This is a genomic window from Nonomuraea sp. NPDC004702 (assembly GCF_053601695.1).
This window is the reverse complement of sequence record NZ_JBSGCE010000119.1, coordinates 1-17,146: the sequence shown is the minus strand read 5'-3', so window position 1 is coordinate 17,146 and position 17,146 is coordinate 1. Positions and strand designations below refer to the sequence as shown.

Annotated in this window: 15 protein-coding genes; 7 read left to right on the top strand and 8 right to left on the bottom strand. The window is 75.6% G+C overall.

The features are described 5' to 3' along the window. Window positions 1-867, top strand: an 867-nt coding sequence (locus ACWEJ6_RS51735) for an MFS transporter (protein WP_452432981.1), incomplete at its 5' end; no start/stop codon positions are given. Window positions 868-982: 115 nt separating this feature from the next. On the opposite strand, the gene ACWEJ6_RS51730 is transcribed toward ACWEJ6_RS51735, so the two are convergent. From ACWEJ6_RS51730 to ACWEJ6_RS51720, 3 genes are read right to left on the bottom strand one after another with little or no spacing between them, the layout of a single operon-like run. Further along, window positions 983-2,098, bottom strand: a complete 1,116-nt coding sequence (locus ACWEJ6_RS51730; protein WP_452432979.1) for an amidohydrolase — start codon at window positions 2,096-2,098, stop codon at window positions 983-985. Continuing rightward, window positions 2,095-3,177, bottom strand: a complete 1,083-nt coding sequence (fes, locus tag ACWEJ6_RS51725) for an enterochelin esterase (protein WP_452432977.1) — start codon at window positions 3,175-3,177, stop codon at window positions 2,095-2,097. The genes ACWEJ6_RS51730 and fes overlap by 4 nt, the downstream gene beginning before the upstream one ends. A gap of 10 nt (window positions 3,178-3,187) precedes the next feature. After that, a complete protein-coding gene (locus ACWEJ6_RS51720; RefSeq protein ID WP_452432975.1) occupies window positions 3,188-5,272 on the bottom strand; it encodes an iron chelate uptake ABC transporter family permease subunit in 2,085 nt (694 codons plus the stop codon). Between the two features lie 59 nt (window positions 5,273-5,331). On the opposite strand from ACWEJ6_RS51720, the gene ACWEJ6_RS51715 reads away from it, so the two are divergent. Together ACWEJ6_RS51715 and ACWEJ6_RS51710 are read left to right on the top strand one after the other, a co-directional pair. After that, window positions 5,332-6,288: an ABC transporter substrate-binding protein gene (locus ACWEJ6_RS51715; protein WP_452432973.1), complete on the top strand. Its 957-nt coding sequence runs from the start codon at window positions 5,332-5,334 to the stop codon at window positions 6,286-6,288. Between the two features lie 77 nt (window positions 6,289-6,365). Then, entirely contained in the window at window positions 6,366-6,821 is a 456-nt protein-coding gene (locus ACWEJ6_RS51710) for a VOC family protein (protein ID WP_358297736.1), read from the top strand. Between the two features lie 37 nt (window positions 6,822-6,858). Here ACWEJ6_RS51710 and ACWEJ6_RS51705 read toward each other — a convergent pair whose 3' ends face one another. After that, window positions 6,859-7,449 (bottom strand): helix-turn-helix domain-containing protein, encoded by a 591-nt coding sequence (locus ACWEJ6_RS51705; protein ID WP_387673313.1) that lies wholly within the window; start codon window positions 7,447-7,449, stop codon window positions 6,859-6,861. 90 nt (window positions 7,450-7,539) lie between these two features. Between ACWEJ6_RS51705 and ACWEJ6_RS51700 the strand changes: the two genes are divergently transcribed. Further along, window positions 7,540-9,108, top strand: coding sequence for an FAD-dependent oxidoreductase (locus tag ACWEJ6_RS51700; protein ID WP_452432971.1), 1,569 nt, complete (start codon window positions 7,540-7,542; stop codon window positions 9,106-9,108). Window positions 9,109-9,117: 9 nt separating this feature from the next. Here ACWEJ6_RS51700 and ACWEJ6_RS51695 read toward each other — a convergent pair whose 3' ends face one another. Genes ACWEJ6_RS51695 through ACWEJ6_RS51685 form a run of 3 tightly spaced genes read right to left on the bottom strand, consistent with a single transcriptional unit; the run spans window position 9,118 to window position 11,143 of the window. Further along, window positions 9,118-9,456 (bottom strand): hypothetical protein, encoded by a 339-nt coding sequence (locus ACWEJ6_RS51695; RefSeq protein WP_387673308.1) that lies wholly within the window; start codon window positions 9,454-9,456, stop codon window positions 9,118-9,120. 50 nt (window positions 9,457-9,506) lie between these two features. Beyond that, on the bottom strand, window positions 9,507-10,187 hold the full coding sequence (locus ACWEJ6_RS51690) for an HAD family hydrolase (protein ID WP_452432969.1): 681 nt from the start codon (window positions 10,185-10,187) through the stop codon (window positions 9,507-9,509). Between the two features lie 38 nt (window positions 10,188-10,225). Next, the gene (locus tag ACWEJ6_RS51685; protein ID WP_352359953.1) at window positions 10,226-11,143 is read right to left on the bottom strand and encodes a LysR family transcriptional regulator; all 918 of its coding nucleotides are present in this window, start codon (window positions 11,141-11,143) and stop codon (window positions 10,226-10,228) included. Between the two features lie 120 nt (window positions 11,144-11,263). Between ACWEJ6_RS51685 and ACWEJ6_RS51680 the strand changes: the two genes are divergently transcribed. Beyond that, window positions 11,264-12,133 (top strand): SDR family NAD(P)-dependent oxidoreductase, encoded by an 870-nt coding sequence (locus ACWEJ6_RS51680; protein WP_452432967.1) that lies wholly within the window; start codon window positions 11,264-11,266, stop codon window positions 12,131-12,133. Here ACWEJ6_RS51680 and ACWEJ6_RS51675 read toward each other — a convergent pair. Then, on the bottom strand, window positions 12,126-15,083 hold the full coding sequence (locus tag ACWEJ6_RS51675) for a S8 family serine peptidase (RefSeq protein ID WP_452432966.1): 2,958 nt from the start codon (window positions 15,081-15,083) through the stop codon (window positions 12,126-12,128). The two genes, ACWEJ6_RS51680 and ACWEJ6_RS51675, sit on opposite strands and share 8 nt — an antisense overlap. A gap of 152 nt (window positions 15,084-15,235) precedes the next feature. On the opposite strand from ACWEJ6_RS51675, the gene ACWEJ6_RS51670 reads away from it, so the two are divergent. Both ACWEJ6_RS51670 and ACWEJ6_RS51665 read left to right on the top strand, forming a co-directional pair. Beyond that, window positions 15,236-16,234: a hypothetical protein gene (locus ACWEJ6_RS51670; protein WP_358297721.1), complete on the top strand. Its 999-nt coding sequence runs from the start codon at window positions 15,236-15,238 to the stop codon at window positions 16,232-16,234. Between the two features lie 149 nt (window positions 16,235-16,383). Further along, on the top strand, window positions 16,384-17,146 hold a 763-nt coding region (locus ACWEJ6_RS51665), incomplete at its 3' end, for a serine/threonine-protein kinase (RefSeq protein WP_452432965.1).

Here is a 17,146-nt window from a genome sequence, read left to right as displayed (position 1 = left end):
TCTACCGGCGCCGCCGCGCCGCGGCCCGCCCCCGTCAGGGGCGGAGGCACGGGCGAGGGCACGGGCGGCGGGACGGGCGGGGGCACGGGGGGCGGGAGGCTGGACGTGCGCGGCCTGCTGCTGGCCGGCGCAGGCTCCGGCCTGCTGATGTACGGGCTGAACGAGGCCGCCGCCGGCCTGTCACCGCTCGCCTGGGCGGCGCTGCCCGCCGGAGCCGCCCTGGTATGGGCGCTGGCCAGGTCGGCGCGCCGCACCGAGCTGCCACTGCTGGACCTCGGGCTGCTGGCCGACCGCGGTTTCCTGCGCGGCGCGGCCACCGCCACGCTGTCGGCCGCCGGGCTGCTCGGCATGCTGTTCGCCTTCCCCCTGATGTACCAGGACGCGCTGGCGGCCACGGCCACCGACGCCGGTCTCGTCGTCTTCCCCGAGGCGCTGGGGCTCATGGCCGCCGGGTTCCTGGTGGACCGCGCCTGCGCCCGCTGGGGCGAGCGGCGGCTGGTGGCGGCCGGGCTGCTCGGCGGCGCGGCGCTGTTCGCGTTCCTCGCGCTGGCCGAGCCGGGCCCCTGGACGCTGCGGGCCGTCATGTTCGCCGTGGGCCTGGTGCTCGGGCAGGCCGTGACGGCGGTGCAGGTGTCGGCGTTCACGACGGTCGGGCCGCAGGTGATGGGCCGGGCCATGACCCTGTTCCAGTCGCTGCGCATGCTCGGCGGCGGGCTCGGCGTCGGCGTGTGCGCCGCGGCCGCGGCCCTGGCCGGGTACCGCGCCGCACTGCTCGCCGCCGCGGCGTTCCTGCTGGCCGCCTGCGGCACCGCGGCGCTGCTCCGGCCCGCCGCGGTCACCGCGCGGAAGGCCGAACCCACCGGCTGAGCACCAAGCCGGCGGCCGTCCGGGGCTACGGGGTGGGCGCCAGGTCGGCGACCGTGCGGGAGCCGCGCGACTACCGGATGAGCGCCAGGTCTGCGGTCGTGCGGGACGTCCGGGGTTACGGGGTGAGCGCCAGGTCGGCGGTTGTCAGTGCGAGCAGGACGGCCGCCTCCACCAGTGCGCGGTCGGCCGCCGGGGCCGCCGCCGCGGCCGCGAACCCCGGCTCGTGCGGCGCGGCCCCGCCCGCCCCGATGTCCAGCATGGGATGGACGGCCGGCACGACGTGCGACACGTTCCCCATGTCCGTCACCGCGAACGGCTCACGCTCCACCGGCGCCGGACGGCCCAGCGCGGCGGCGTTGGCCGCGTACAGACGGGCCAGCGCGGCGTCGTCGCGGAAGTCCAGGTAGTCGGGCTCCGGCCGGGTCAGCCGCAGCTCGCAGCCGGTCGCCGTCGCCGCGCCGCGGAAGCAGGACTCCACCCGCGCCCGCAGCCCCGCCAGGTCCCGCGCGGCGGCGGCCCTGATCTCGTAGGAGGCCGTGGACCTGGCCGGGATGACGTTGGGGGCCTCGCCCGCCGAGGTGACCACGCCGTGCACGCGCAGGTCGCGCGGGAGCTGCTGGCGCAGCAGGCCGATCGCCACCTGGGCCAGCGTCACCGCGTCGGCCGCGTTGCGGCCCTCGTGCGGGGCGAGGGTCGCGTGCGCGGCCCGTCCGGTGTACTCGGCGTCCAGGGTGCCGAGCGCGAACGAGCGGAACCGGACGGTCTCGAACGGCCCGGGATGCACCATCATGGCGGCGTCCACGCCGTCGAACACCCCCGCCTCCAGCAGCAGCGCCTTGCCGCCGCCGCGTTCCTCGGCCGGGGTGCCGACGACCTTCACGGTCAGCCCCAGCTCGTCGGCGAACGGGGCCAGCGCCAGGCCCGCGCCGGCCGAGGCGGCGGCGATCACGTTGTGGCCGCAGGCGTGGCCGAGGCGGGGCAGCGCGTCGTACTCGGCGCAGAAGGCCACGGTCAGCGGGCCGCTGCCGAGAGAGGCGGAGAAGGCCGTCGGCAGGCCGCCCGCGCCCGCCGTCACCGCGAACCCGCCCGCTTCGAGCAGGCCCGCGGTCCAGGCGGCCGCCCGGTGCTCCTCGAACGCGGTCTCGGGGTGGGCGTGGATCCGGTGGCTGAGCGCGACCAGCTCGGGGGCGTGGGCCTCGGCGCGGCGGCGGATCGCGTCCCTGACGTTCACAGCCAGCCCGCCGCGAGGTCGGTGAGGCCGTCGGCCAGGCCGCCGAGCCAGCAGGCCGGGTCGTGGCCGCCGTTGTACTCGGTGTAGCTCACCTCGTACCCCTGGGCGGCGAGGGCGCCGGCGAAGCGGCGGTTCTCCTCCAGCAGCATCCACTCCAGCCGGCCGGCCTCGACGTGGAAGCGCACCGGCAGCCTCGGGACGGCGGCGTACCGGCGGGTCAGCCGTTCCGGATCCTCGTCGGGCCACCAGTACGACCCCGACTGCGACAGGACGTTGCCGAACCGTCCGGGCGCGAGGAGCGCGGCGTAGGAGGCGGTCAGCCCGCCGAGGCTCTGCCCCGCGATCACGGTCAGCCCCGGGTCGCTGGTCGCCCGCCACGTGCGCTCCGCCCACGGCAGCAGGTCGTCGGCCAGGTAGCGGACGAACGGCTCGTGGCAGGCCAGCTCCCGCAGCCGGGCCGGCCGGTCCACCGAGTCGGGCATCAGCACGACGAGCGGCGGGAGGCGGCCCTCGTTCACCAGATTGTCCAGGGTGGGCGCGACGCGCCCGGCCCACACCTCGCCGTCCAGCAGCACCACGACGGGAAGGGGGCCGGCGGCCGGGCCGGGCGGCGTGTACACCCACACCCGCCGCCCGCCCGACCGCGCCTGGCCGACCCGGCCGCGCGGCACGCCCGGCCGGCGCTCCCGGTACGGCTGCGGCGGCGCCTGCGGCAGCTCCAGCAACGATGAGGGACGCCGGTCCGGCAGGCCGGGCACGGTGAGCGGGTTGCCCGGATCCGGCACGGCCGTGCGCATGACCTGGAGCCAGGAGTCCCGGTCGGTGCCCGGCAGCCGGTCGCAGGGCAGGATCTGGTACCCGGCCCGCAGGTCGGCGTCGAGCTCGTAGGTCAGATGGAGCAGGTCGCCGCCCGGACGGCGGGTCATGACATGTCTGCTGATGTCGCCCGCGTGCCGGTCGCGGTCGGTCATCGTGTTGATCAGCACGACCGCCTGCTCGTGGCGCGACCTGGGCCGCCAGAGGAACGTCACCTTGCACCGGCCGGGCGTGCCGGCGGGCTCGACGATCGGGGTGGTCACGGGTGTCATGTCACGGCCTCCGGTCCGACAGCAGGGTCCACAGCAGGAAGGGGCCGCCCAGGATGCTGGTCACGACGCCCACGGGGATCTCGGCGCCGTCGGCGGCCACGCGTCCGGCCGTGTCGGCGATCACGACCAGCGCCGCGCCGGTGAGCGGCGCGCCGACCAGGGGCAGCCGGGCCGGTCCTGCCAGCCGGGCGGCGACGACGGGCGCGGCCAGGGCCACGAACGCGACGGGCCCGGCCACGCCCGCCGCCAGCCCGGCCAGTACGACGGCGAGCGCCAGCAGGGCGATCCTGGTCCGGCCCGGATCGACGCCGAGCCCGGCGCTGACGTCCTCGTCGAAGCGCAGCACGGCCACCCGGCGGGCCAGCGCGAGCGCGGCCGGGACCAGTGCCGCCAGCCCGGCGGCCACGGGCAGGGCGACGGAGTAGCCGCGCCCGGCCAGGCTGCCCACGCTCCAGGAGTGCACGGCCGTGGCCGAGCCGAGCCCCTGCCAGGCCAGCAGCGACTGGGTGAGCGCGCCGGCCAGCGTGGTCAGCGCCAGCCCCGTCACGATGAACCGGTAACCCTGCCGGCCGACGCCGCCCGAGACGGCGAACACCGCCACGGCGGCGGCCAGCGCGCCCACGGGACCGATCCACCAGTGGGCGAACAGCGTGCCCGAGGCGGACACCATCCCGGCGACCATGATGGCGATGACCGCGCCCTGGTTGATGCCGAGCATGTCGGGGGTGGCCAGCCGGTTGCGGGCCAGCGCCTGGGTCAGGCAGCCGGACAGCCCGAGCGCCGCCCCGGCCACCAGCCCCGCCACCACCCGCGGCAGCCTGATCTCCTGGACGAGCAGCACGTGCCCGCCCTCGCCCGCGCCCGCCAGGGCACTCAGCGCCTGCCCGGCCGTCATGCCCGACTGCCCGGCCGCCACCGCCGCCACGACGGCCACCGCGGTGACCGCCAGCAACGCCGCCGCCGCCACGGAGGACCGTACGGGCACCAGCACCGACCAGCCCCGCCCCCGCACGACCCGCGCGTCGGAAGGCGAAGGCCCACCCGCCCGCGCGGCCCCGCGGGCGGCCCGCCGCCGCGGCGCGCGGGACGGGACCAGGTCACCGGGCCCGGCGGCCACCGCCCGCGACCGGGCCACCACGACCAGCACCGGCGCCCCCAGCACGGCGACCAGCAGCGCCACGGGCGCCTCGTACGGCCGCATGACCACCCGGGCCAGCACGTCGGCCCCCAGCAGCACCACCGCCCCGGCCAGCCCGGACAGCACGATCCGCGGCCCTGCCCGCCCCCCGCCCAGGGACCTGGACAGATATCCGGCCAGCAGGCCGAGGAAGCCGATCGGGCCGGCCACCGCGACCGCCGCGGCGCTGAGCAGCGTCACCGCCATCGTCACCCACAGCCGCGTGCGCCCCGGCCGGTGCCCGAGCGCGACGGCCAGGTCGTCGCCGAGCGCCAGCGCCGCCAGCGGCCGGGCCGCGACCGCCGCCATGACCAGCCCCGCCGCGACCGCCGGCGCGATCGCCAGCACCCGGTCCATGGGGATCCCGGCCAGCGAGCCGAGGATCCAGAACCGGTACTGGTCGAACGTGACCGGGTCGGCCACCAGCACGGCCGTGGTGATCCCGGTGAGCGTGGCCGACAGGGCGGTCCCGGCCAGCACCAGCTTCAGCGGCGAGAGCCGGGCCCCGATCGCGAGCACGACCCCGGTGGCGAGCAGCGCGCCGCCGAGCGCCCATCCCAGGTACGCGCCCCCGGTCTGCGCCCCGGCGGTGACGATCCCGGTCACCACGCCGAGGGCGGCGCCCGCGTTCACGCCGAGCAGCCCGGTCTCGGCCAGCGGGTTGCGGGTGACCGACTGCAGCAGCATGCCCGAGACCCCGAGCGCGGCGCCGACGACGAGGGCGGCCAGCGTCCGGGGCAGCCGCAGCGTGTCCACCACCATGCGCAGGTGGTCGTCCCCGCCGCCGCCGAGCAGGTGGTCGAGGACCTGCCCGGGGGCCACCCGGCCCGCGCCGGTGAGCATGGACGCCGCGCACAGGGCCAGCAGCGCGGCGGCGCCCAGTCCGAAGGCCCGGACTTGCGTAAACATAAGGTAAGGCTAACCTAAAAAAGGTAAGGCTTACCTCATTTCTTAGCTCGGGAGCTCGTATGGCCCCTCTCCGCAGGGTCGGCGGACTGCTCGTCGCCGCCGCCGCCGTCCTGACCGCCGTGGCGTGCGGCGCGTCCTCCGCACCCGCCGCGCCGGGCGCGTCCGCCGCCGCGGCGCCGGCCGTCCGAGAGGTCAAGGACGCCACCGGCACCCTGATCAAGGTCCCGGCCGAGCCCAAACGCGTGGTCACCCTCACCCAGGAGGACCTGGACGCCGTCCTGGCCCTCGGCGTGACCCCGGTGGGCATCACCAACGGCCAGGGCATCGACACGCCGCCGGCCTACCTGGCCGACAAGGTGAAGGGCATCCCGGTCGTGGGCAACCTGCTGCAGCCGGTCATCGACAAGGTCGTCGAGGCCCGGCCGGACCTCATCCTGGCCGGCGACCTCCAGGACCAGCAGGTGCTCGACCAGCTCCGCAAGGTCACCCCGGCCACCGTGGTCACGATGGCCCCCGCCGACGACTGGAAGCTGTCGTTCATGGGCGTCGGCAACGCGCTCAACAAGCTGGACGCGGCCAGGAAGGTCATGGCCGACTACGACGCCCGCGTCGCCGCGGCCAAGGCCAGGATCAGGCCGGCCGAGGTGAGCATCGTGCGCTGGAACCCGCAGGGCCCGAGCTGGATGGAGAAGCGGCAGTTCGCCGGTTTCGTCGCCACCGACCTGGGCCTGACCCGTCCCGCCGCCCAGGACAAGGACGGCACCGCCCACTCCATGCCGCTCAGCCTGGAGGCGCTGTCGGACATCGACGGCGAATGGCTGTTCGTCTCCACGCTGACCGCCGACGGCGAGAAGACGCTCGACGAGGTGCGGCGGACGCCCGCGTTCAAGGAGCTGAGAGCGGTGAAGGCGGGGCACGTCGTGCCGGTGAACGGCTCGGTCTGGAGCACCCGCGGCGCCCCGCTGGCCGCCGGCGTCGTCCTGGACGACCTGGTCAAGGCCCTGACCGCGGCCTGAACGAGCCAGGAAAGGGAATGTACCGGCCGCGGCGCGGGTTGGCGGGGGTGATCGTCCGCATCCGATGAGGAGAACCCATGAACGACCACCCCGACGCCCCGGCCGTCCGACAGCTCCGGCTGGTCGTCGAGGCGGAGGACTACGAGGCGGCGCTGACCTTCTACCGCGACGTGCTCGGCCTGCCCGAGGAGGCCGCCTACTCCTCCGGCGACGGCGCCCGCGTGGCCATCCTCGACGCGGGCCGGGCCACCCTGGAGATCGCGAACCCGGCCCAGAAGAAGATGATCGACGACGTCGAGGTGGGCCGGCAGGTGGCGCCCAAGCTCCGGGTCGCCTTCGAGGTGGACGACTCCCGTGCGACCACCGCCCGCCTGGTGTCGGCCGGCGCGGACGAGGTGGCCCCGCCCACGCTCACCCCCTGGCAGTCGCTCAACGCCCGCCTCGACGCGCCCGGCGGCCTGCACATCACCGTCTTCCAGGAGCTCGCCACCCCGGAGGAGCGCGAGCAGCTGGACGGCTTCGGCACCTCCTGACCGGCACGTCCCGGGCGGCGGCCCGTCGGGCGGCGGCTCATCCGGCGGTGGGGCGGGCGCGCACGTGCATGCGCTCGCCCTGCCGCCCGAACAGGGCGAGCACCTCCGTGGGCTCGGGGCCGGGATTGGCGAACGCGTGCGGCACGCGGGTGTCGAACTCGGCCACCTCGCCCGCCGTCAGCAGCACGTCGTGCTCGCCGAGCAGCAGGCGCAGCCGCCCGGACAGGACGTAGAGCCACTCGTAGCCCTCGTGGGCCCGCTGCTCGTACTCGCCGTGCGGCCAGCCCGGCGGGTAGATGTGCTTGTACGCCTGGATCCCGCCCGGACGCCGGCTCAGCGGGATGTACGTCATGCCGTGCCGCGACACCGGCCGCAGGTGCACCCGCGGATCGCCGGTCGGCGGCACGTCGATGAGCTCGTCCAGCGGCACCTGGTGGGCGCGCGCCAGCGACAGCAGCAGCTCCAGCGTGGGCCGGCGGCCGCCCGACTCCAGCCGCGACAGCGTGCTGACCGAGATGCCCGTGGCCTCGGCGAGCTGGGCCAGCGTCACGCCCCGCCGCTGCCGCAACGCCCGCAGCCGCGGCCCCACCGCCCGCAGGACCTCGTCGAGATCCGGTGTCTCGTCCATGCGGCCAGCTTGCCATTTCGGCAACGACATTTGTCAACCGCGTCGCGCGGGACGCACAGTGTGCCATCGGCACATCTCTGGAGGAACGCGATGGACGACAAGTACGACGTGGTGGTCGTCGGCGGCGGGGCCGCCGGGCTCAGCGGCGCCCTGACCCTGAGCCGGGCCCGCCGCCGGGTGCTGGTGATCGACGAGGGCCGGCCGCGCAACGCCCCGGCCGGCGGCGTGCACACCTACCTGGGCCGGGAGGGCACCCCGCCGCTCGACCTGCTGGCCGCCGGCCGCGCCGAGGTGACCGGGTACGGCGGCGAGCTCGTCACCGGCTCCGTAGTGGCGGCCGAACGCCTGGACGCCGGCGGTTTCCGCGTACGCCTGGCCGATGGGTCCGCGGTCGTGGCGGACCGGCTGCTGGTCACCACGGGCCTGGTGGACGAGCTGCCCGACCTGCCCGGCGTGGCCGAGCGATGGGGGCGGGAGGTGCTGCACTGCCCGTACTGCCACGGGTGGGAGGTGCGCGACCAGCCGATCGGCGTGCTGGCCGCCGGCTCGATCGCCGCCCACCAGGCGCTGCTGTGGCGGCAGTGGAGCGACGACGTGACGCTCTTCACGCACACTGCCCCGCCGCTCGGCGAGGAGGACCGGGCCAGGCTGGCCGCGCGCGGCGTCACCGTCGTCGAAGGGCGGGTCGCCGGCCTGTCGCCGGACTCCGGCCCGCTCACCGGCGTCACCCTGGAGAACGGCGACGTCGTCCCGTGCCGGGCCTTCGTGGTCGCCCCGCGTTTCACCGCCCGCTCGGCCCTGCTGGCCGGGCTCGGCGTCGAGACGGCCGAGCAGCTCATGAACGGGCACGTCATCGGCGTCCACGTGCCCGCCGACCCGGCCGGCGCGACCGGCGTCCCCGGCGTGTGGGTGGCCGGGAACGTGGCCAACCTGGGCGAGAACGTCATCGGCGCCGCCGCCGCGGGGGTCAGGGCTGCGGCGGCGATCAACGCCGACCTGATCGAGGAGGAGACCCGCCGCGCGGTGGCGGCCGTCGCGGGTGCGCCGGTCTCCGGCGAACAGTTCTGGGACGACCGCTACGGGCAGTCCGAACGGATCTGGAGCGGCAACCCCAACGCGCGCCTGGTCGAGGAGGTCGCGGACCTGGCACCCGGCACCGCGCTGGAACTGGGCTGCGGCGAGGGCGCCGACGCCGTGTGGCTGGCCCGCCGCGGCTGGCGGGTCACCGCCGCCGACATCTCCGGCGTGGCCCTGGCCCGCGCCGCCGCCCACGCCGCGGAGGCGGGCGTGGCCGAGCGCGTCGACTGGCAGCGCCACGACCTGGCCGAGTCCTTCCCCGAGGGCGAGTACGACCTGGTCACCGCGAGCTACCTGCACTCGCCCGCCGAGCTGTCGCGCGAGAAGGTCCTGCGCGCCGCCGCCGCGGCCGTCGCGCCCGGCGGTCAGCTCCTGGTGCTCGGGCACGCCGGCCCCCCGCCGTGGGAGCCCGAAGCCCGCGTCGAGCTGCCCACCCCGCAACAGGTGCTGGACGCTCTGGAGCTGGCCGAGGGGGAGTGGGAGGTGCTGCGGGCCGAGGAGTTCGAACGCGCCCAGACCGCCCCGGGCGGCGCGCCGGCCGTCCGCGTCGACAACGTGCTGAGGATCCGGCGGCGCGGCTGACCCGCGCGCTCAGCGGCGGCGCTCGCGCAGGGCGACGGCCACGTTGATCACGGTGAGGGCGACCAGCATGACGATCGCGGCGATCAGCCCGTCCGGCTGGCCCACCAGCGCGATCGTCCCGCCCACACCGAAGATCACCGAGAAGTAGGCCAGGCCCGCGGACATCCCCCGGTGGCCGCCGTCCTGAGGGGCGCGCTGGGCGAGCCGCTCCTCGACCTTCCGGTCGATCTCGTGGCCGACCCGCTCCAGGAACGAGTCCACCAGGGCCTGCTCGTAGTCGGGACCCAGCTCCCGGCGCGCGGCGACGGCGGCGCGCAGCTCGTCGTTCGGCAGTTCCGAGGCGCTCATACCCTCGGCTCTACGCCACCCCGGCCCCCTTGTCCAGACGCCGGGACGCGCTAGTCGAGGGCCGTCGTCAGCGGGCCGCGGGCGGCCTCCTCCAGCAGGGCGACGGTGGCGGTCAGGTCGGGGAAGGCGTCGATGAAGGCGTCGACCGGGTGCGGGGCGAAGTCGGCGGGCCGGCGCAGCCCGCTCTGCATGCAGGCGACGAACCGCAGGCCCGCGCCGGTGGCCGCCGCGGCGTCGGTGGGGGAGTCGCCCACGTAGAGGCACTCGTCGGGGGCCAGGCCGGTGGCGGCCAGCAGCTCGTCGAAGGCGCGCGGGTCGGGCTTGCCGAAGCGGGTGTTGCCGGCGTGGTAGACGGCCGCGATCCGGCCGTCGAGCGCGTGGCCCGGCGCCATCAGGTGCTCCATCTCGGCCTCGTCGCGCGAGGTCAGCAGCATGACCGCGCGCCCGGCCGCGTTGAGCTCGTCGATCGCGCGCAGGTTCTCCCCCGGGACGACGTCGACCAGCCCGGCCGCCACGTACTCGCGCAGCACGGCGTGGTGCAGGGGCAGGTAGGCGGCCAGGTCGAGGCCGGGCGAGCGCAGCGGCATGGCCTCGTGCAGCGACCGGCCCCAGGTCGCCACGTGCACCGCCCTGGACATGGGCCCGTGGCCGAGCCGCCCCAGGACCTCGTTCTCCAGCTCGAAGCACGCGGCCTCGGTGAGGCACAGGGTGTCGTCGACATCAACCACCACGGCACGGATCACAGGCCACACCATAACCGGTGGCCGCCTCAGGAGCCGACGGCGGCGGCGCGCAGCGCGCCCGCCAGGTCCGCGACCGGCCCGGGGACGGGGCCGGGGAGGCGGGCCAGCAGCAGCCGCCGCTGCTCGCGCGGCCCGCCCCGCACCGGCAGCACCCGTACGCCCTCCGGCACGGCCGGGCCCATCGACGCCGGCACCGTGGTCAGCCCGCAGCCGGCCGCCACCAGGGCGAGCTTGGCCAGCCAGTCGCGGACGACGAACACCGTCTCCGGCCGCTCGTCCAGGCCCGGCCACACGCCCAGGGTGGGGCTCTCGCCCGCCGGGGCGGCCGGGCTGGCGATCCAGGGACGGCCGTGCAGGTCGGCGACGTCCACGTACTCGCCCCGGGCCAGCGGGTGCCCGGCGGGGACGGCCACCCGCAGGCCGCGCTCGGTGAGGATCTCGATCTCCAGCGGCGGCGTCTCGGCGTCCGGGGCGCGGAACGGCGGGGCCGAGCTGAGCAGGGCCAGGTCCAGCGTGCCGGCCCGCAACGCGCGGACCAGGGCCGAGCTGCCGTCCTCCCGCCCGGTGACCGCGATGGACGGACGCGTGCGGCGCAGCTCGGCCAGCGCGCGGGGCACCAGCGCGGCCCCCGCCGCCGCGAACCAGCCGAACCGGACGGTCGCCGGCTCGCCGGGCAGCCCGGCCAGCTCCCTGGCCGCGGCGTCGACCTCGTCCACGACGGCCGCGGCGCGGCGGAGGACGAGCCGTCCGGCGGCGGTCAGGCGCACGCCGTCGTGCCGCCGCTCCAGCAGGCGGGCCCCGGCGGCGCGTTCGAGCGCGGCGATCTGCCGGGACACGGCGGACTGCGTGTAGCCGAGGGCGGTGGCCGCCGCGGTGAGCGTGCCCCGCTCGGCGACCTCCCGGAAGACCCGCAGGGCGGTGAGCGACGCGTCGGTGAAGGCCATGACGATCACGCATACCGGACTTGAGGAACTTTCGCTACCCGAATGCCTCCGCTCGCTCCTAACCTGACCGGTGCCGGGAGCGCGCACCGGCCCGCACAAGCACTTCTCGAAGGAGCGACAATGAGCACCACCCCGAAGGTCGCCCTGGTGACCGGCGCGACGCAGGGGCTCGGGCTGGCCCTCGTCGAAGGGCTGGCCCGCCGGATGACGCCGGACGACACCGTCTACCTCACCGGGCGCGACGCCGCCCGCGTGGCCGAGCCCGCGGCGGCGATGCCGGCGACCGGCGCCCGGGTCCGCGGCGAGCTGCTCGACGTGGCCGACCCGCGGGCCGCCGCCGAGCTCGCCGGCCTGCTGCGCGAGCGGCACGGCGGCGTGGACGTCGTCGCGGGCAACGCCGTCATGCGCGTCGGCCCGGACGACGACATGCGCGCCCTCATCGACGCCTACACCGAGGTGAACAACTTCGGCACCACCCGGCTCCTGCGCGCCTTCGCCCCGCTGGTCCGGGACGGCGGCAGGTTCCTGGTGGTCGGCAGCTCGCTGGGCACGCTGCACCACCTGGCCCCCGTCCTGCACGACCGCTTCGACGGGCTGACCAGCCTGGAGGAGGTGGACGCGCAGGTGGCCGCCTGGCGCGACGCGGTCAGGGACGGCAGCGCCCGCGCCCAGTCCTGGCCGGGCTTCGTCAACATCCCGTCCAAGGTCTGGCAGGTCGCCGCGGTGCGGGCGCTGGCCGGACAACGGCGGGAGGACGACGCCCGCCGCGGGATCCTGCTGGCCGCCGTCTGCCCCGGGATGATCAACACGCCGACGTCCGGCCTGTGGTGGGACGTCAGCGGCGCGCCTTCGCCGGAGCAGGCCGCCGTCCCGCTGCTCGACCTGGCCCTCGGCCCGGCGGACCCCGGCCACTACGGGGAACTCGTCCGGTTCGGACGGGTTCTCCCGTGGCGGCCGGAGGAGCGGCCGGAGCGGCGGGCGGCTAGTTGATCGTGACGATCGTCCCGGCGCCGTTGGGGTACTCGACGTAGCCGGTGTTGACGCGCTGCGTCGCGCCCGTCCAGGACGCGGTCAGCGTGACCGGCGTGCCGGCGGTCACCTTCGGGCGGGCCGGCGTCACGGTGAGCGCGCCGCGCGCGTGGCCCGCCTCCACGATGTCGGCCTGGGTGGTGAACGCCGTGGACGTCGTCCCCGGCAGGTCACCGAGGCTGAGCACGATCAGGGTGTGCCTGCCCGGCCGCGGGCGGGACAGCGCGGCGCGGTGGTCGCCGTCCGGGCTGGACAGCCATGTCTCGAACTCGCGGCCGCCGGGGCCCTCGTAGACGAGCAGGCCGCCCACCTGGGCCTCCGGGTTCACCGCCTTGATCCGGAAGGCGGCGGCCCTGGCGCCCTCGGGCACCGTGATCGGGATCTCGCGGCCCCACACCTCGTCCTGGCCGACCGTGCCGGGCGTCTCGGCCCCCGAGACCGGCCCGTACGGGGTGACCTGGAACTTCTTCAGCCCCGGCGTCACCTCGAAGGACAGGGAGCCGGCCGCGCCCGCGCCGCGCACCTCGGCGGGCGCCCTGGCGCTCAGCGGCGTGGCCACGATCGCGCTGCGCACGCTGATGCCCGCCCCGGTCCAGGTGAGCCGGCCGGTGGCGGTCTCGCCGGTGGCCTCGGGCAGCGTCTCCAGCGTGACGGTGAACTCCTTGGCCTGGCCGGCCTCCTTGAACACCAGCGTGGACGGCTTGACCTTCGCCCTGAACCCGGGCACCTCGATCGAGGCGTGGTAGACGCCCGGCGTGAGCGCCGTCACCCGGCGGGTGACCGTGCGCGAGCCGAACAGCTCGGCCACCGCGATCGTCGGGTAGTTCAGGTCGGAGGCGGCCAGCGGCGCGACGCCGGTGCCGGTGGCGACGCCGAGGCCCTCCAGGAACCCGTACCAGTCCTTCGGGCCGGCGTCGTAGACCAGGCCGGGGGTGAACATGCGGGACGGGTCCACGTGCCCGGCGCCCTGGGCGAAGACGTCCGGGGTCCTGGTGTCGTAGGCGGTGGTCATCATGGCCGACTTGATCGCCATCGGCGACATCTGGGGATGCCGGCCGAGGTAGAGGGCGGCCAGGCCGGCGATGTGCGGGGTGGCCATCGAGGTGCCGGAGTAGAAGTCGAAGTCCTTGCCGTCGTTGCCCGGCGGCGCCACGGCGGCCAGGATCGCCGCGCCGGGGGCGGTGACGTCCGGCTTCAGCAGGTCGCCCTTGGCGGACAGTGCGGGGCCGCGCGAGGAGAAGCTGGTCACCTCGGGGTAGGCCACGCCGTCGGAGGGGGCGGGGAGCAGGGTGGCCGTCGCGCCCGGCGTGGCCGCGTACGCCGCGATCCTCCCGGCGTCGGGCGCGTCCACGTGCACGGTCGGAACGGCGTGCAGGTCGGCGTCGGTGGACTGGGGGGTCGGGTTGCCCAGCACCATGCCCACGCCGCCGGCCCGCCTGACCTCGGCCGACTTCTCCACGCGGGCCGTCGTCCCGCGCGCGCAGTAGACGATCTTCCCGGCGGCCTTGGCCGGGTCGAGCGCGCCGGCCGCGCACACCTCGGCGTCGGCGTCGGCCGCCTGGCCCGCCTTCACCGACACGGCGGTCACCAGCGGCACGGGGCCGAGCGGCGCGACGACCGAGGTGCTGATGCCCCGGTAGGCGGCGCCGTCGCCGAGCCGGACCTCGCCCCGGCGGGGCGCGATCGTGCCGGCGGCGACGGTCGTCGTCCAGGGCGCGGTGTTGTCCAGCGTGGAGGCGTCGGGGCCGGAGTTGCCGCCGGCGGTGGCGACGAAGACGCCGGCCTGGGCGGCGGCCAGGAAGGCGAGCTGGATCGGGTCGTCGGCGGGCGATTCCGACATCGCGCTGCCGATCGAGTAGTTGATCACGTCCACGCCGTCGGCCACCGCCTGGTCGATGGCCGCGATCAGGTCGGAGCTGAAGCCGCCCGTCGTGCCGCCGTCCTTGCCCTGCCACAGCGCCTTGTAGACGGCGATCGCCGCGCCCGGCGCGACGCCGGAGACCGTGCCGAAGTCGATGCCGTTCGCGGCGGCCGGGACGCCGTGGTCGCCCGCCGCGGTCCCGGCGGTGTGCGAGCCGTGGCCCTGGGCGTCGCGCGGCGAGGCGAAGTCGTCGCGCTGCTGCGGCGGGGTCTGCCGCAGCCACTGCTCGCCGAAGTAGCGGGCGCTGATCAGCTTGCCGTTGCACAGGTCGGCGGTGAAGCGCTCGCCGGTCTGGCAGAGACCGGTGAACGTGGAGCCGTCGGCCTTTTGCATGACCGTGGCCCCGTCCTTGAGATAGGGGCGGTACGGGTCGGCGCCGGCGGGCGGCTCCGTGCCGAGGGCGGGGCCGGCGAAGGACGGGTTCTCCGGCCAGATGCCGGTGTCGACGACGCCGACGACCACGCCCTTGCCCGCCTTGCCCGTGCCGCCGAGGGCGGCCCACAGGCCGCGGTCGCCGGACAGGCGCAGGAAGTCGGTGGAGTTCCGGTCGTCCAGGGCCTTGTGCAGGACGTCCGGGGTGACCGAGAGCACGCCCCGGGTGGCGTGCAGGCGCAGGGCCTGGGCGGGGGTGAGGTCGGCGGTGAAGCTGTTGGAGGCGACCACGTGGTGGGCGGTGGCGGACGCGCCGACGCTGCGGGCCACCTCGTCCTGCCGGGTGGTCAGGCGGTCGCGGTAGCGCCTGGCGTGGGGGCTGGTGGTGTCCACCTTCCTGCCCTTGCCGCCCTTGGTGGGCGCGATGCCGGTGACGCCGCCGTCGTAGGTGGCCAGAGGCGACTCGGTCAGGGTGATGACGTAGGGGGAGGGGGCGGCGGGCGGGGCGGCTGCCAGTGTGGAGGCCACTGCGGGCCCGGCCACGGCCGGGACGGCGGCGGTGACCGCCAGCGCGGCGGCCAGTGCCAGTGCGCGGTGAACGCGGGTGTTGCGGGACATTGCTCCTCAAGGGGGACGAGCCTGGTCACCCGTCCGGGGAGGATCACCGGAGGGCCGCCTTGGAGTCAAGCGTCCAGTGGAGATCAGTGTCGAGATATAGTGCTGACATTTTCGGCCACGTGACCAAAAACGACATTTTCGGAAGGTGCTTTGTGGCGGACGGCTCTGTGCTCGGCGCGGTGGGCCTGTCGGACTTCGACGAGCGGCTCTACCGGCTGCTGCTGCGCGGACCCGGCCTGCGCACGGCCGAGGCCGCGGCCGCGCTGGAGACCGGCCCCGCCCGGGTGCGCGCCGGGCTGGCCCGCCTGGCCGACGCCGGGCTGCTGCGCCGCACCGGACCCGGCCGGTACGAGGCCGTGCCGCCGGAGGCGGCGATCGAGTGGCTGGTGGACCGCCGGCGCCTGGAGACCGAGGCGCGGCTCGCGGCGGTCCGGACGGTCGTGTCGGACTTCGCCCAGCTCTACCACTCCGGCCGGATGGGCTCCGGGCCCGCCGGCGTCGTGGAGGTGCTGGCCGGCGAGGAGGCCGTCAAGCGGGTGATCACCGAGTTGCAGCGGACGGTCGGCGTGGAACTGCTCGGCTTCGACCGCCCGCCCTACGTGGGCCGCCCCGACGACTCCCACGACACCAACGAGTCGGAGCTGGAGGGCACCCGGCAACTGCTGGCGCGCGGCGTGGACATCCGGGTGGTCTACTGCGCCGAGTCCCTGGACCGGCCCGGCCGCCTGGAGACGCTGATCCGGCTGGCCGAGGAGGGCGAGCGCTCCCGGTTCGTCGCGCACCTGCCGTTCAAGCTGCGCATCGCCGACCGCAGGATCGGCCTGTTCCCGCTGGTGGACGGCGTCTACGACAACATCGCCCTGCTGCACCCCTCGCGGCTGCTGGACGCCCTGGTCGAGCTGTTCGACGTCTACTGGGAGCGCGGCCGGCCGCTGGCCGGGCTGCCGCAGGCGGCGCAGGAACGCCCGGCGGAGGCGGACCTGCTCGTGCTGCGCCTGCTCAACGCCGGGCTCAAGGACGAGGCCATCGGCCGCCATCTCGGCGTCAGCCCCAGGACGGCCACCCGCAAGATCGCCGCCGTGGTGGAGAGCCTCGGCGTGACCAGCCGCTTCCAGGCGGGCGCGGAGGCGGCCGCCCGCGGCTGGCTCTGATTCCCTACCGCCTTCCATATCGCCGCACTTCGGTCGATCTTCGCTTACTGTGCATCTCGGGGGGTGCGCTGCGGGAGAATGTTCCTCGCCGCGCGCCGGTGCACGGCCAGCGGGGGAACAACGGGGGAACACGGAGGATGACGTCGAGGATGAGTGCTCAGACGCAGGAGCATCTCGGCCCTTACCGGGTGATCAGGAAGATCGGCGAGGGCGGCATGGGGGTCGCCCACCTCGGTCTCGACGGCGCGGGTCGCCAGGTCGCGATCAAGGTGCTGCATCCGCACGTCGCCGCCGACCTCAAGGCGCGCGACCGCCTGGTGCGCGAGGTGGAGACCATGCGCCGGGTGCGCAGCCGGTACGTCGCCGAGGTCGTCGACGCCGAGTTCGACGCCCACCGGCCCTACGTCGTGACGCGCTTCGCCGACGGGCGCACGCTGGAGCAGGCCGTCCTGACCGACGGCCCCCTGGAGCCCCACGCGGTCGTCAGGCTCGCGCAGGGGCTGTGCCAGGCGCTGGTCGACATCCACGCGGCCGGCGTGATCCACCGCGACCTCAAACCGGCCAACGTCATGCTGGTCGGCGGCGAGCCGCTGGTCATCGACTTCGGCATCGCCCACCTGGTCGACGCGGCCCGGCTGACGCAGTCGGGCATGTTCGTCGGCACGCCCGGCTACCTGGCGCCGGAGATCATCCGGGCCTCGCAGGTCACCCCGGCGGCCGACGTGCACGCGCTGGCCTCGACGGTGTTCTTCGCCGCCACGGGGCTGCCGCCGTTCGGCACCGGGTCGTTCGAGGCCGTCTGCTTCAACACCATGGAGGGACGGGCGCGGCTCGACGAGGCCCGCCGCCAGCGCCGGCGGATCGGCTTGCGGGCCTGTCTCGAAGTCCCGGCGGATCAGATATTGTGGCAGG

Bases quoted from the DNA above. Each gene is read 5' to 3' on its own strand.
- ACWEJ6_RS51720 (WP_452432975.1), bottom strand. From the start codon at position 5,272: ATGTTTACGCAAGTCCGGGCCTTCGGACTGGGCGCCGCCGCGCTGCTG.
- ACWEJ6_RS51715 (WP_452432973.1), top strand. From the start codon at position 5,332: ATGGCCCCTCTCCGCAGGGTCGGCGGACTGCTCGTCGCCGCCGCCGCC.
- ACWEJ6_RS51710 (WP_358297736.1), top strand. From the start codon at position 6,366: ATGAACGACCACCCCGACGCCCCGGCCGTCCGACAGCTCCGGCTGGTC.
- ACWEJ6_RS51705 (WP_387673313.1), bottom strand. From the start codon at position 7,449: ATGGACGAGACACCGGATCTCGACGAGGTCCTGCGGGCGGTGGGGCCG.
- ACWEJ6_RS51700 (WP_452432971.1), top strand. From the start codon at position 7,540: ATGGACGACAAGTACGACGTGGTGGTCGTCGGCGGCGGGGCCGCCGGG.
- ACWEJ6_RS51695 (WP_387673308.1), bottom strand. From the start codon at position 9,456: ATGAGCGCCTCGGAACTGCCGAACGACGAGCTGCGCGCCGCCGTCGCC.
- ACWEJ6_RS51685 (WP_352359953.1), bottom strand. From the start codon at position 11,143: ATGGCCTTCACCGACGCGTCGCTCACCGCCCTGCGGGTCTTCCGGGAG.
- ACWEJ6_RS51680 (WP_452432967.1), top strand. From the start codon at position 11,264: ATGAGCACCACCCCGAAGGTCGCCCTGGTGACCGGCGCGACGCAGGGG.
- ACWEJ6_RS51675 (WP_452432966.1), bottom strand. From the start codon at position 15,083: ATGTCCCGCAACACCCGCGTTCACCGCGCACTGGCACTGGCCGCCGCG.